At 71.1% G+C, this 12845-nt stretch carries 10 protein-coding genes; 4 read left to right on the top strand and 6 right to left on the bottom strand.

Annotation, left to right across the window (positions count from 1 at the left end):
* The first annotated feature begins 52 nt into the window (after nucleotides 1–52).
* From D7223_RS16825 to D7223_RS16835, 3 genes are read left to right on the top strand one after another with little or no spacing between them, the layout of a single operon-like run.
* Nucleotides 53–1207, top strand: coding sequence for a sensor histidine kinase (locus tag D7223_RS16825; RefSeq protein ID WP_120729576.1), 1155 nt, complete (start codon nucleotides 53–55; stop codon nucleotides 1205–1207).
* Nucleotides 1204–1806 carry a response regulator transcription factor gene (locus D7223_RS16830; protein WP_120729352.1) on the top strand — a complete coding sequence of 201 codons (603 nt, stop codon included), beginning with the start codon at nucleotides 1204–1206 and terminating at the stop codon, nucleotides 1804–1806. Before D7223_RS16825 ends, D7223_RS16830 begins: the two co-directional genes overlap by 4 nt.
* Before the next feature lie 54 nt (nucleotides 1807–1860).
* Complete coding sequence (locus D7223_RS16835; RefSeq protein WP_120729353.1) at nucleotides 1861–2490, top strand: class I SAM-dependent DNA methyltransferase; 630 nt, start codon at nucleotides 1861–1863, stop codon at nucleotides 2488–2490.
* 50 nt (nucleotides 2491–2540) lie between these two features.
* Here the strand turns inward: D7223_RS16835 and D7223_RS16840 are convergent, their stop codons facing one another.
* The 6 genes from D7223_RS16840 to D7223_RS16865 form a co-directional block, all read right to left on the bottom strand.
* Nucleotides 2541–2975 carry a VOC family protein gene (locus tag D7223_RS16840; RefSeq protein WP_120729354.1) on the bottom strand — a complete coding sequence of 145 codons (435 nt, stop codon included), beginning with the start codon at nucleotides 2973–2975 and terminating at the stop codon, nucleotides 2541–2543.
* Between the two features lie 43 nt (nucleotides 2976–3018).
* The gene (locus D7223_RS16845) at nucleotides 3019–3390 is read right to left on the bottom strand and encodes an ArsR/SmtB family transcription factor (protein WP_120729577.1); all 372 of its coding nucleotides are present in this window, start codon (nucleotides 3388–3390) and stop codon (nucleotides 3019–3021) included.
* 573 nt (nucleotides 3391–3963) lie between these two features.
* On the bottom strand, nucleotides 3964–5955 hold the full coding sequence (locus D7223_RS16850; protein ID WP_120729355.1) for an acyl-CoA dehydrogenase family protein: 1992 nt from the start codon (nucleotides 5953–5955) through the stop codon (nucleotides 3964–3966).
* Nucleotides 5956–6078: 123 nt separating this feature from the next.
* Entirely contained in the window at nucleotides 6079–6930 is an 852-nt protein-coding gene (locus D7223_RS16855; protein ID WP_120729356.1) for a Rossmann-fold NAD(P)-binding domain-containing protein, read from the bottom strand.
* 73 nt (nucleotides 6931–7003) lie between these two features.
* Complete coding sequence (locus D7223_RS16860; protein WP_120729357.1) at nucleotides 7004–7717, bottom strand: hypothetical protein; 714 nt, start codon at nucleotides 7715–7717, stop codon at nucleotides 7004–7006.
* Nucleotides 7718–7934: 217 nt separating this feature from the next.
* The gene (locus D7223_RS16865) at nucleotides 7935–10688 is read right to left on the bottom strand and encodes a beta-L-arabinofuranosidase domain-containing protein (RefSeq protein ID WP_120729358.1); all 2754 of its coding nucleotides are present in this window, start codon (nucleotides 10686–10688) and stop codon (nucleotides 7935–7937) included.
* 727 nt (nucleotides 10689–11415) lie between these two features.
* Between D7223_RS16865 and D7223_RS16870 the strand changes: the two genes are divergently transcribed.
* On the top strand, nucleotides 11416–12804 hold the full coding sequence (locus tag D7223_RS16870) for an RICIN domain-containing protein (RefSeq protein WP_120729359.1): 1389 nt from the start codon (nucleotides 11416–11418) through the stop codon (nucleotides 12802–12804).
* Nucleotides 12805–12845: the final 41 nt, after the last annotated feature.

Below are 12845 nucleotides of genomic sequence, written 5' to 3' on the forward strand. Positions count from 1 at the left end.
CATGTGACGTGGTGTCACTGGTCGTGGCCACCGGCTGGCGGATACTGAGGTGGTGACCGCAAGATCGCCGCGCTTCACCAAGGCGACGCAGGGACGACTGCGCCGGCTCACCCTCGCGACGTCACTGCCGCCGGTGGTGATCGCCGCGGTGGTCCTGCTCCTCGTCGACGCGCGTACCTGGTGGCATTTCATCGTCCTGGCCCCGGGGGTCGTGGCGGCCCTGGTGGCCTTCGAACGGTGGACCGCGGACGACCTGGCGCGGGTCGCGCTGCCCTGCGTGGTCGTCGCGGCAGCGGTGTGGCCGTTGGGAGTCCTGGTGACCGGCAGCCCGAACGCGTACTGGGGTTTCTGCGCGGCGGGTTCGCTCGCCATGCGCGAGGTACGGCGGCGGCGGGCACTGGCGCTGGTCGCGCTCTTCTCCTACGTCGCCGTCGTCGGGTCGGCACGGCTGCTGGTGGAGCGGGACGACGTGGGCGAGGTCCTCCTCACGTACGTCCTCGTCCCGACGGCCCTCACCGTCCTGGTGACCGTCCTGACGGTGGTGGGTGAGCGGTTCTACGACCTCATCCGGGAACTCGAACAGACCCGGGAACGCGAGGCGGAACTGGCGGTCGTCCGGGAACGGGTCCGGTTCGCCAGCGACCTGCACGACATCCAGGGCCACACCCTGCACGTGGTCAAACTGAAGATCGCGCTGGCGCGGAAACTGGTGCCCGGCGACCCGGATCGAGCGGAGAGCGAACTGCGGGAGATCTATGCCCTGGTCAGCGACACCATCACCCAGACCAGGGAACTCGCGTACGCGCAACGGCGGCTCAACCTCTCGGCGGAGATCGAGAACGCGAAGAACCTGTTCGAGGCCGCCGGCATCCGGGTCCGGGTGACCCGGGAGGCCGAGGTCGACGCCCGCGCCAGCGAACTGCTCGGTCAGGTGCTGCGCGAGACGACCACCAACATCCTGCGGCACGCGCAGGCCACCACGGTGCAGATCACGCTCTCCGGCTCGGGCATCACCATCGTCAACGACGGCGTGACCGCCGACACGCTCCCCGAACTCCGGGGGCTGTCGGCGCTGCGGCAACGGTTGGCGGGCGACGGAGGCGAGCTGACCGTGGAACAGACGGATGGGCGGTTCCTGACCGCAGCGGTCTTCCCGCCGGCCCGCGCCGAAGCCGCACCCAGGGACGCGGGGAAGGTTGGCCGATGACGACGATCGTGCTCGCCGACGACGAGGTGCTGCTCCGCAAGGCGCTGGCCGCACTGCTGCCCCTGGAAGGCGACGTCACCGTCCTGGCCGAGGCGCAGGACGGCGAGACCGCCATCGCGGCCACCCTGCGGCACCGGCCCGACGTGCTGGTTATCGACCTGGAGATGCCGGGCGTGGACGGGCTCGGCGCCGTCGCGGAGATCCGCCGTGCCCGCCCGGAACAGGTGGTCCTCATGTTGACCCGGCACGCCCGGCCCGGCGTGCTGCGCAAGGCCCTGAAACTCGGCGTCCAGGGCTTCGTCAGCAAGTCCGCCGAGCCGGCTCACATCACCTCGGTCATCACCGCCCTGCAAGCCGGCAAGCGGTGGATCGACCCGGACGTGTCCGCGCTCGCGGTCATCGACGACTGCCCACTCACCGACCGCGAACTCGACGTCCTGCGGGAGACCGGCGAGGGCTACTCGGTCGTCGACATCGCCGCCCGGCTCCACCTCGCCCAGGGCACGGTGCGCAACTACCTGTCCAACGCCATGCAGAAGACCCAGACCCACACCCGCCACGAGGCGGCCCGCTACGCCCGCGAACACGACTGGCTGTGAGCGGCGGGTCGGGTGAGTCTGCGCGGTACCCCGGCCGAGGCTATGGTGCAACGCATGCGAGGTTGGCTCGACGACACCCGGACCTCGTACGACACGGTGGCGCTGAGCTATGCCGAGCTGCTGCGCGACGCTCTCGCCGGTGAGCCGTTCCAGCGGGGCATCCTCGCGCTCTTCGCCGAACTCGTCCGCGCCCAGGACGCCGGACCGGTCGCCGACATCGGCTGCGGGCCCGGCCGGATCACCGCCCACCTGCACCGCGCCGGCCTGGACGCGTTCGGCATCGACCTGTCACCCGTGATGGTCGACGTGGCCCGGCGGGACCATCCGGGCCTACGCTTCGAGGTCGGCTCGATGACCAGCCTCGATCTGGCCGACGGCTACCTGACCGGGCTGCTGGCCTGGTTCTCCCTGATCCACGTTCCCGACGACGAGGTCCCCACCGTCCTTGCCGAGTTCCGCCGGGTGCTCCGGCCCGGCGGGGTGGTGTTGCTGGGATTCCACGCGGGTGACGGCAGCCGGCGGGTGACCGAGGGCTATGGCGGCCGGATGAACGTCCATGTGCACCGTCGCCCACCGGGCCGGATCGCGGCCTGGCTGCGCGCCGCCGGCTTCGCCGTCGAGGCCGAGATGGTGCACCACCCGGCCCCGAACGTCGAGGGCGGTTTCGTCTTCGCCCACCGGTGAGGCCGGCGGCGGGCGCAGTCGACGCACGGGGTCGCCACGCTCGCGGCCGCTCAGTCGAGACAGAACTCGTTGCCCTCGACGTCCTGCATCACGAGGCACGACTCGTTCTCGCCGTCGGCGAGAAGCAGCCGCACGCGTGCCGCGCCGAGCGGAACTAGTCGGGCGCATTCGGCCTCGAGGGCGGCCAGTCGCTCCTCACCCACCAGCCCGGTGCCGACCCGTACGTCGAGATGCAGCCGGTTCTTGACCACCTTGCCCTCGGGAACGCGCTGGAAGTACAGCCGCGGGCCCACACCGGTGGGATCCGTGCACGCGAACGCCGCGCCCTGCCGCTCCGGCGGCTGCGCGTTGCCGAAAGCCTCCCAGGTGGCGAATCCCTCCGGCGGTGGCGGCAGGACGTACCCCAACAACTCGCACCAGAAGCGGGCGACCCGCTCGGGCTCCGCGCAGTCGAAGGTGACCTGGAACTGTCTGACCGATGCCATCGGTACACCATAGGGTGGGGGCGTCCGCCGTCCACCGGGCGGATCAGCGGGATTTCTTCGTCGCCCGTTTACGCGGTGGCGTCAACAGGTCGGCGATCGCCGCGATCGCGGACGGCACCAGGCGGTAGTACGCCCAGACGCCGCGCTTCTCGCGTTCCAGTAGGCCGGCCTCGGTGAGGATGCGTAGGTGATGGCTCACGGTGGGCTGGGAGAGACCGAGCGGTGCGGTGAGGTCGCTGACGGACGCCTCGCCCTCCGGCGCGGACTGGATCAGACTGAGCAGTCGGAGCCGGGCGGGGTCGGCGAGCGCCTTCAGCACTCCCGCGAGCCGCTCGGCGTCGGCCCGCTTGATCGGCTCGCCGGTGAGTGGCGAGATGGCAGGCATGACAGTTTTCGCAGTTCCCACGCCCTGCATCGTTCCATCCGCACCGTCGATGGACTGGAGAATCGCCATCAGTACCCCGATCGCGATCGGAGGTGTACCTCCCGGTCGAAGTTGTTGCCGACCTCGGTAGGTGCTTCCTGCCGTCGCCACCGTGGTAGACGACGTAGGCGGTGTCGTCGCGGGTGAGCAGGTGCGGGGAGTTGATCGCCCAGCGGCAGTTCATCGAGGGGCTGGCCCACACCGGCCTGAAGGGGTGAGATCACCGGCCGCAGGACCGACACACCGCAGGTACGCGACGCCGCCGGGCGGGGTCCGCCGCCCGGCGGCGGGAGCCCTTCGGTGGAACCGGCGGCACAGCCCCCGGCCGGTGCGTGCAGCATCGGGCTGACGCCAGACCGCGAACGCCGGCGACGGTGGGGCTGCGCGATCGCACCACGGGCACTACCGAACTGAGTCGTCAATGTCATCACGCCCCTCCGGGCGAGGCTGAGTCATCGACGACATCAGGTCGATAGGGCGTCGCGCGGCTCGCCGACCGCCGGGCTCAGGTGAGGCGTCGCGGCGCTGGCCGCCACCGCCCGGAGACCCGCTGGCACCCGCTCGCTATACCGGGACGGCCTGCGGATCCCCGGCGGCGTCGTGGGCGGCCATCGTCTCCTGCCGTTGGGGCTCCTCGCGCAGGATGGCGCAGTGCAGCCACTTCTCCGGGATGGCGAAGCCTTCCACGAGTGTCCGCATCTGCGGGCGCAGCTCCTTGAGCAGGCCGTTCACCACGCCGGTGATCGCCTTCGAGCGGGCCGGCGTGAGCCGGCCGTGCTCCAGGAGCCAGCCCTTGTTCGCCTCGATGACACCGAGCGCGTAGAGATCGCAGACCCGGGAGAGTAGCGCCCGGACCGCCGGGTCGGCGGTGTCCTCGACGCCGGCGACGAACGCCTCCAGGGTGACCCGGTCGATGTGCGCGGCGGCGACGGCGAGGACATGGTCCTGCACGTCGTTGAAGATGTCGAAGGGGCGGTCCTTCTTCGTGACCGCGCCGTTGCGGAGACGGCGGACCGCGCCGTCCAGGAGGTGCCGCTCGCGGTCCTCGAAGACCTTGAGCTGCCAGCCCCGGTCGGTGACGGCGACCTCCTCGTCGCGGCCGGGAACGGCGCTGATCAGCCGTTCGATGAGTGACCGGGCGGCGGTGCGTTCGAGCACCATCTCCCGGACCTGTTCGGCGACGAAGGAGGCGCGGCCCCAGCCGTCCAGCGACCCGAAGTCGTCCCGGTGTCCGGTGAGCAGACCCTTGGCCACCAGTTGCAGCAGCACCGTGTTGTCGCCCTCGAAGGTGGTGAAGACGTCGGTGTCGGCCTTGAGGCTGGGTAGCCGGTTCTCGGCCAGGTAGCCGGCGCCGCCGCACGCCTCGCGGCACATCTGGATGGTGCGGGTGGCGTGCCAGGTCTGCGCGGCCTTGAGCCCGGCCGCCCGGGACTCCAGTTCCCGTTGCCGGTGCTCGTCGACCGGGCCGTCGCCGCCCTGCACCTCGTGCAGCGCGGCGACCAGTTCGGCCTGGGCGAAGTGCAGGGCGTACGTGGTGGCCAGGGCGGGCAGCAGCTTGCGCTGGTGGGCCAGGTAGTCGTTGAGCAGCACCTCCCGATCCGCGTCGGGCGTGCCGAACTGCCGACGGATGTCGCCGTAGCGCACCGCGATGGTCAACGCCGACTTGGTGGCGGCCGACGCGGCGCCGCCCACGCTCACTCGGCCCCGGACCAGGGTGCCGAGCATGGTGAAGAAGCGGCGGGAGTCGTTCTCGATCGGGCTGGAGTAGGTCCCGTCCTCCGCGACCTGGCCGTACCGGTCCAGCAGCATGTCGCGCGGCACCGTCACGTGGTCGAAGCTCAGCCGTCCGTTGTCCACGCCGAGCAGGCCGGCCTTGGGCCCGGCGTCACCGATGGTCACGCCGGGCAGCGGGTTGCCCCGCGCGTCGCGGATCGGGACCAGCCAGGCGTGCACGCCGTGCCCCTGCCCACCGGTGACCAGCTGTGCGAAGACCACCGCCATCCGCCCGTCGCGTGCCGCGTTGCCGATGTAGTCCTTGCGGGCCGCCTCGTGCGGGGTGTGCAGGTCGAAGGTCTGCGTCCGCGGGTCGTACTCGCAGGTGGTGCGTAGCTGCTGGACGTCGGAGCCGTGGCCGGTCTCGGTCATCGCGAAGCAGCCGAAGATCTTGCCGGCGATGATGTCCCGCAGGTAGGCGTCGTGGTGCCGCCGGGTGCCGAGGGCGTTGACGGCGCCGCCGAACAGGCCCCACTGCACGCCCGCCTTGACCATCAGGGACAGGTCGACCTGCGCCAGCATCTCGGTCGCGACGATCGAGCCGCCGACGTCGGATCGGCCGCCGTACTCGGTGGGGAAGCCCGACGCGATCCCCAGCTCGACGGGGAGGTCGTGGAGGAGCCGGGTGATCCGCTCCCGGGCCTGGTCACCGGTCTCGCCGTAAACCGGCAGGAAACGCCCGTCGAGGTGATTCCGGTGGGCCTCGCGGACCTCGGCCCACGGGCCGTCGAGCGCTTCCCGTAGGCGAGCGAGGTCGATGTGGCCGGACACGTGATCGGACATGGTGACCCCTCCGCAGGCGGACATATGGGTACAGTCTGGTCCCGATCAAGGGTACCGGCCGGTAACGGTGACCCGGGGGGTATGACCGCGGTGAGACCGGACACCCTCCGGGGTCGCGTGCGCCTAGGCCGGCCGGGTGTCGGCCAGGAAGTCCTGCAACGACCGTGCCGGCCGCCCGGTCACCCGCTCGACGGTGTCGGTCACCGCCGCGAAGCTGCCCGCGCGCACGCGCTCGAACGTCAGCGCGGTGAGGTCCCGTTCGAAGCCCGATGTCCCGGCGAGTGCCTCGTCCACGGTCACCTCACGATGGACCACCGGACGTCCCGCCGCGGCGGCGAGCAGCTCCGCGGTGCGCGGCAACGAGAGGGACTGCGGACCGGACAGCTCGTAGACCTGACCGGCGTGCCCGTCTCCGAGCAGCGCCCGCTCGGCCACGGCCGCGATGTCCCGGGCGTCGATCCAGGCCACCCGCGCACCACCGCTGGGGAAGGCCAGTTCCCCGGCCTCGGTGATCTGGTCGCGGTAGAAGCGTGGGTCGGTGAAGACCTGCATGAACCAGCTCGGTCGCAGGATCGTCCAGGCGCGCCCGCTGTCACGTACGGCACGCTCGGCCCGCGGTGCCCATCCGTCGGGCCCGGTGTAGTCCGCGTCCCGCTCGGACAGCAGGACGACGCGGGCGCCGGGTGGCGTCTGGTGCAGCAGCGCACCGATGAGGTCCGGCGCGTCGGCACGATCCGGTCGGACGACGTAGACGGCCTCGGCGCCGTCGGTCGCCGCCGCCCACCCGGCGGGTTCGTCCCACGAGAAGGCCGTGGGGCGCACGCCGTCGATGGTGACCGTGGACGGATCGCTGCTGCCGCCGCGCACCTCGACGCCCGGCCGCGTCGTGAGTGACCGCGCCAGCGGTACGCCCGTCTTGCCGCGGACCCCGGTCACCAGCACCCGAGTCGGGCCGGTCGGGCCGGGACGGTTCATGTCGCACCACTCCTCTGCTCCGGCGACTGTTCCACCAACCACCTAAGCACGTCGGACGTGGTGCGGCCGGGCTTCAGACCAGCAGTTGCTCGCGCATCCTCGCGCCCGGGTTGATGCCGCCCAGGGCCCGAGCGCTGGCCGGGTCGTGCACGGCGAGGGTGTTGTTGCGGCGCATCAGCTCGCGCACCGCGGGCGGCAGCCGGGGCGGGTCGTCCATGGCGGCGAGGACCTCACCGGCGCTGGAGATGAGTCGATCGGCCAGGGCGGCGGCGTCGGTGTCCACCCGCACCCGGCCGTACTCCCAGCCCGCGATGGTGAGGTCGAGCACCTCGAACAGCCGGGTCACGAGCGGGTTCGGGTCGATCACCCGGTCCAGCCGGGGTGCCCGGCGGCCGACCACCTTGACGGCGGCGGCCACCTGCGCGTACGGATGGAAGCCGCACGGCAGCGCGAACAGTGGCCACCGCAGAGCCGGCCCGGCCTCCCGCCACAGTGGCCGGTAGTTGCGGCGGTGCACCAGAAGCCGCCGGCCCGTCCGCCGGTGCACCTCGTGGGCCTGGGCCAGCAGGTCCGCGTGGGCCTCGTCGGCGACCTGGCTCACGATCCGGGCCGCCACCACCAGACCGTCGTCGCCGGCCAGCATCTCGGTGACCGCCTCGACCTGCTCCGGGAACCGGATCTGGGCGTGGGCGCCGTACCGAGTCTGGACGTCCCGTAGCAACGTCTGCTGGCGGACCGGATCGAGCTGGACCCGCCCGCCGCCCAGCAACCGCTGGAGCCAACGCATGTCGCCTCGATTCAGCAGAGCCGTCCCGGACCGCGGCTATGTTAGTGCGTCCGACTCCCCTCGTGTGCCCGAGGGTGACGCTGCGGTCCCTCGACCCGCTGGCCGTGCCCGCGTACCACGGGAACAGCCGACCCGGTCCTCATGCCTGCCTCGAGACGTGTCGCCGGTCGGCCGACCAGGGGAACGGGTACCGGCCCGAAGGCCGGTACCCGTCGGGTCAGATGAACCGCCAGCGCTGGTCGGCGGCGCCGCTGTCGTTACCGAGGACGACCTGCGCCCCCTGGGAGCTGGAGCCGCCGCTGACGCCGAGGACCCGGCCCCCGTTGGCGCACTGAATGCGGAAGTAGCCGGCCCCGCCGTAGCGCAGCCGCCACCGGTGGTCGGCCGCGCCGCTGTCGGTCCACTGGAGGATCCGGGCGCCGGCGGTGGTGGCGCCGCCCTCGACGCCGAGCACCTTGCCGCTGTGCGAGTTGCGCAGCCGCAGGTATCCGCCGGTGTCCACGATCGCGGTCCAGAGGTGGTCGGCGGTGCCGGTGTCGCCCCACTGGATGACGAGGCCGCCGTCGGCGGTGGACATGTTCTGCACGCCGAGGACGAGGCCGCTGGCGAGGTTCTGGATCCGGCGGGCGCCGTTGGGTATGAACCGCCACTGGTTGTCCGGGCTGCCGTTGTCCTGGTCCTGCACCGCCTGGGCGCCCTGGCCGGTCGCGCCACCCGAGATGGCAAGCAGCTTGCCGGTGTGCACGTTGCGCAGCTTGTGCGAGCCGTCGCCGACGTCGACGACGGTCCAGAGGTGGTCGGCGGTGCCGTTGTCGGCCCACTGGAGGATGCGGGCGTTGTCGGCGGTGGACATGTTCTCCACCCCGAGCACCTTGCCGCTGTGCACGTTGCGCAGCCGGATCGCCGATCCGTCGACCAGGATCTGCCAGTTGTGGTCGGCGGTGCCGGTGTCACCCCACTGGAGGGCGAGTCCGCCGTCGGCCGTGGACATGTCCTGGATGCCGAGCACCAGGCCACTGGCGACGTTTGCCAGACGGAAGCTGGCGTCGGTGCCGCCTCCACCGGCACCGACGTTCCAGTACACCGTGTAGTGGTGACCGTGGGCGTCGTGGAACGGGCCCAGGTTGACGCCGGTGCCGTTGGCGACCGCGGTGAACGCCAGGGCACTGCCGCTGGTACGGGTGATCGAGCCGGGGTCGAGGGTGGGCAGGCCGGCCAGGGCGGTGTTGCCGTAGTTGCCGGAGAGCACCACCGGACCGTACGTGATCGCCTGGACGGCGGGGTTGTCGTTGGCCGGCACCATGACGACGCGCATCGGCAGCCGGACCGTGACCACGTCACCGGACGCCCAGGAACGGGTGAGCACGGCGTAGCTTCCCGGACTGGTGGCGATGTTCTGCGGCGTGCCGTTGACGCTGACGGTGGCCCCGCTGGTCCACGCCGGAATCCGGATCCGCATCGTCCACGAACCGCCGACCGAGCCGGTGACGGTCAGGGTGGTGGTGTCGCTGACCGGGTACGAGGTGCTCTGGGTGACCGTGATCCCGCGCGGTGTCCAGTTGAGCACCGACGGCATGAACAGGTTGACCGTCAGCGTGCTGCCGTTGTGGAAGTAGATGGAGTCCATCAAGGTGGTGTTGGTCTCCAGGCCGGTGCCCTGACAGCACCAGAAGGAGTGGTAGTCGGTGCTCCACGTGCCGCCGCCCCACGCCGGTCCCACGCCGCGCCGACCACCGGGGTTGAGCGGGGTGAAATAGGTGACGTGGCCGTGCCCGTCGGCCGGGTTCTGCTGGCCGATCATGTGATTGAGCAGCGCCCGCTCGTAGAAGTCGAAGTACCCCGCCCGGTTCGGGTCCAGCTGCCACAGCTCCCGGGTCAGCTTGAGCATGTTGTAGGTGTTGCACGCCTCGCAGGTGTCGGTGCGCAGGTACCCGGCGATGGCGTCGGGGGCGCGGAAATGTTCGGCCTGGCTGTTGCCGCCGATGACGTAGGTGTGCGCGTCGACGGTGATGTTCCACGCGTTGCTGGCGATGTCCCGGTAGCGGGTGGTCCCGGTGGCCTTGAACTCCCGGGCGGCGCCGATCCACTTCGGCACCTGGGTGTTGGCGTGCAGCCCGTTGAGCTGGTCGGAGTTCGCGGCCAGCGGGTTGAACACGGCAGCGTGGTCGAAGCGCTGGGCGACGGCCAGCCATCGGGCGTCGCCGGTCTGCTGGTACAGGTCGGTCAGCACCGCGTTCATGCCACCGAACTCGGTGCCCAACATGGCCTGCATCTGGGCGGAGGTGAGCCGGCCGGTGCGCCGGTCGACCCAGCCGGCGAGCCCCAGCAGCACGTCGCGGGCCTGGTTGTTACCGATGAGGCGCCACACGTCGAGCAGACCGGCGAGCGTCTTGTGGATGCAGTAGTAGGGCACGTTGCCGTTGTTCAGCGTGCGAGCTTCCAACGCGGTGAAGTCGGACTCGGGGAAGCCGCTGAGGTAGCCGGTGCCGAAGCCGGCGGCCGGGTTGTTGGCCTGGCACTTCGCCAGCTCGGCGACCATGTGGTCGGCCTTGTCCCGGCAGGTGGTGTCGCCGAGCACCGCCCACCCGTACGCCCACGCGGTCAGGAAGTGCCCCTGCATGTGGGTACGGAACGGGAAGGTCGGGGCGTCCCAGCCTCCGGTCGGCGCCGCGCCGGCGGTGGACAGGCGGTGGTTGGCCCGGAAGTTGTAGAGCAGCCGGTTGACGTCGACGAAGCGCAGGTAGTTGAGCGTGCGATTCTGGTTGTCCTGCCAGCGGCTGGCGGTCAGCCGCACCTGGCCCGGGTCGAACGCGTACGCGGAGACGCCGATGTCGGGCCGGACCGGAGGCAGCGCGGCGCTGGCGGCACCCCCGCCGATCAGCGGCCCGAGGGCGGATCCGACCGTGGAGGCGACGGCGGTCGCGCCGGCGGTCCGGAGGAGAAGTCGGCGGTTCAGGTGGGGCGAGGTCATCAGGGCCTCCGTGGCGGGGACTGACAATCAGGTGGCGGTGCGGCGGGCCGGCGGGAGGCGTGCTCCCGCCGGCCCGCCCGATGTCCGGTCGTTGATTCGGCGGGCGCCCCGGTACCCGCGGCAGGCCGCGGCGTTCCGTACCGGGCCAGTGGCGAATCAACCAGCGGCACAGGTTGGACATGGTCACGTCGATCCGGCACGGCGGAGGTACTTCGGCGCTCCGGCGGATGCCTGTCCCGCTACGCCGGATCGTCGACAGCCGTGGCCCGGCCCCCGCCGGCGGTCGGGCCCGACCGTCGGCCTGCCCTGGGGGCGTCGTGACCCGAGGTGCGACCAACGCGGTGCGCCCGGCCCGACACCGCGGGCGTCGCCCTCGACCATCGACTGTGAGCGATAACACTGACTTCGTCAAGTGGCCCCGACCGTAATGGAAAGTCAGGACTCCAGCTCAGTATTGATCGATGTTCGTCGTTTGACGTATGACGTCGTGAGCGCTAACTTCTGACGCGCGGGTCAGGTGGCTGCCGGGAGCCGGATGACGCACCGCCGCGGTCTGCGCGGGCCTGCTTCGATCGCGTCGGTCGGGGCGGGGCCCGGGTCGTACGCCGCCGCCGCGCTCACCCGCGCAACACCCCATCGTGCTGACGCCACCACCGGACGCCGGCACACACGCCAGGGCACGCGCGTGCGTTCTGCCCGTGGGTGACCCCGATCGAAGGAGTGGACCATGAAGGCCATCGGTGAGGCTCGTCCCGCCTCTCCCCGGAGACGTCGCTGGCGGTCGACGCTGGCCGCGGCGGCGGTCGCGGTCATGGCGGCCGGCACGCTCGTCGCGGTGAACGCGACGCCCGCGGCGGCGGCGACGGTGGATACCAACGCCTGGTACGTCCTGGTGAACCGGAACAGCGGCAAGGCGTTGGACCTGTACGGCGCGGCGACCAACGACGGCGCGCGGATCAGCCAGTGGACGCGCAACAACGGCGCGAACCAGCAGTGGCAGTTCGTGGACTCCGGCGGGGGTTTCTACCGGCTGAAGTCCCGGCACTCGGGCAAGGTCCTCGACGTCTACAACTTCTCCACCGCCGACGGCGGCGCGATCGTGCAGTGGACCGACGGCAACGGCCCGAACCAGCAGTTCCGGCTGGCTGACTCGGACGGTGGCCACGTCCGGCTGATCAGCCGGCACAGCGGCAAGGCGGTGGAGGTGCAGGGGGCCTCCACGGCCGACGGGGCGAACATCGTGCAGTACTCCGACTGGAACGGCGCCAACCAGCAGTGGCAGCTCGTCCGTACCGACGGCGGCACCACCCCGCCGCCGACCGGCGGCACCGGGTGCGGCAAGGCGCCGACCCTGAACAGCGGCACGCACACGATCCAGAGCAACGGCAAGAGCCGCTCGTTCATCCTGCGGGTGCCCAGCAACTACAACAACAACAACCCGTACCGGCTGATCTTCGCGTTCCACTGGCGGGGTGGCACCATGCAGGAGATCTCCTCCGGCGGCACCAGTGGGACCCCCTGGTCCTACTACGGCCAGCAGGAACAGTCGAACAACAGCGCGATCCTCGTGGCGCCGCAGGGGCTCGGCAACGGCTGGGGCAACGCCGGTGGCGAGGACGTCGTCTTCGTCGACGACATGATCAGCCGGATCGAAAGTGCCCTGTGCGTCAACCCGCGGCAGCGGTTCGCCCTCGGCTTCAGCTGGGGCGGCGGCATGAGCTACGCCCTCGCCTGCGCGCGGGCCAATGTCTTCCGGGCCGTCGCGGTCATCTCCGGCGCGCAGATCAGTGGATGCAGCGGCGGTACGCAGCCCATCGCGTACTTCGGGCTGCACGGCATCTCGGACAACGTCCTGAGCATCTCCCAGGGACGCTCGCTGCGCGACACGTTCGTCCGGAACAACGGCTGCGCCGCACAGAACCCGCCCGAGCCGGGAGCGGGCAGCCGCACGCACATCACCACCACCTACTCGGGATGCCGGGCCGGCTACCCGGTGCAGTGGGCCGCGTACGACAACGGCCACATGCCCGGCCCGGTGGACGGCACGTACGCCGAGAGTGGCATCACCACCTGGACCAAGGGCGAGATCTGGCGGTTCTTCGCGCAGTTCTCGTGACTCCGGGTCGGCGACGAGGCCGACGTGCGACCGCGGCGCCC

It is taken from the genome of Micromonospora endolithica, assembly GCF_003626595.1.
Classification (GTDB): domain Bacteria; phylum Actinomycetota; class Actinomycetes; order Mycobacteriales; family Micromonosporaceae; genus Micromonospora; species Micromonospora endolithica.

Coding starts and splice junctions, on each gene's coding strand:
- D7223_RS16835 (WP_120729353.1), top strand. CDS start 1,861: ATGCGAGGTTGGCTCGACGACACCCGGACCTCGTACGACACGGTGGCG.
- D7223_RS16855 (WP_120729356.1), bottom strand. CDS start 6,930: ATGAACCGTCCCGGCCCGACCGGCCCGACTCGGGTGCTGGTGACCGGG.
- D7223_RS16860 (WP_120729357.1), bottom strand. CDS start 7,717: ATGCGTTGGCTCCAGCGGTTGCTGGGCGGCGGGCGGGTCCAGCTCGAT.
- D7223_RS16845 (WP_120729577.1), bottom strand. CDS start 3,390: ATGCAGGGCGTGGGAACTGCGAAAACTGTCATGCCTGCCATCTCGCCA.
- D7223_RS16840 (WP_120729354.1), bottom strand. CDS start 2,975: ATGGCATCGGTCAGACAGTTCCAGGTCACCTTCGACTGCGCGGAGCCC.
- D7223_RS16850 (WP_120729355.1), bottom strand. CDS start 5,955: ATGTCCGATCACGTGTCCGGCCACATCGACCTCGCTCGCCTACGGGAA.
- D7223_RS16830 (WP_120729352.1), top strand. CDS start 1,204: ATGACGACGATCGTGCTCGCCGACGACGAGGTGCTGCTCCGCAAGGCG.
- D7223_RS16870 (WP_120729359.1), top strand. CDS start 11,416: ATGAAGGCCATCGGTGAGGCTCGTCCCGCCTCTCCCCGGAGACGTCGC.
- D7223_RS16865 (WP_120729358.1), bottom strand. CDS start 10,688: ATGACCTCGCCCCACCTGAACCGCCGACTTCTCCTCCGGACCGCCGGC.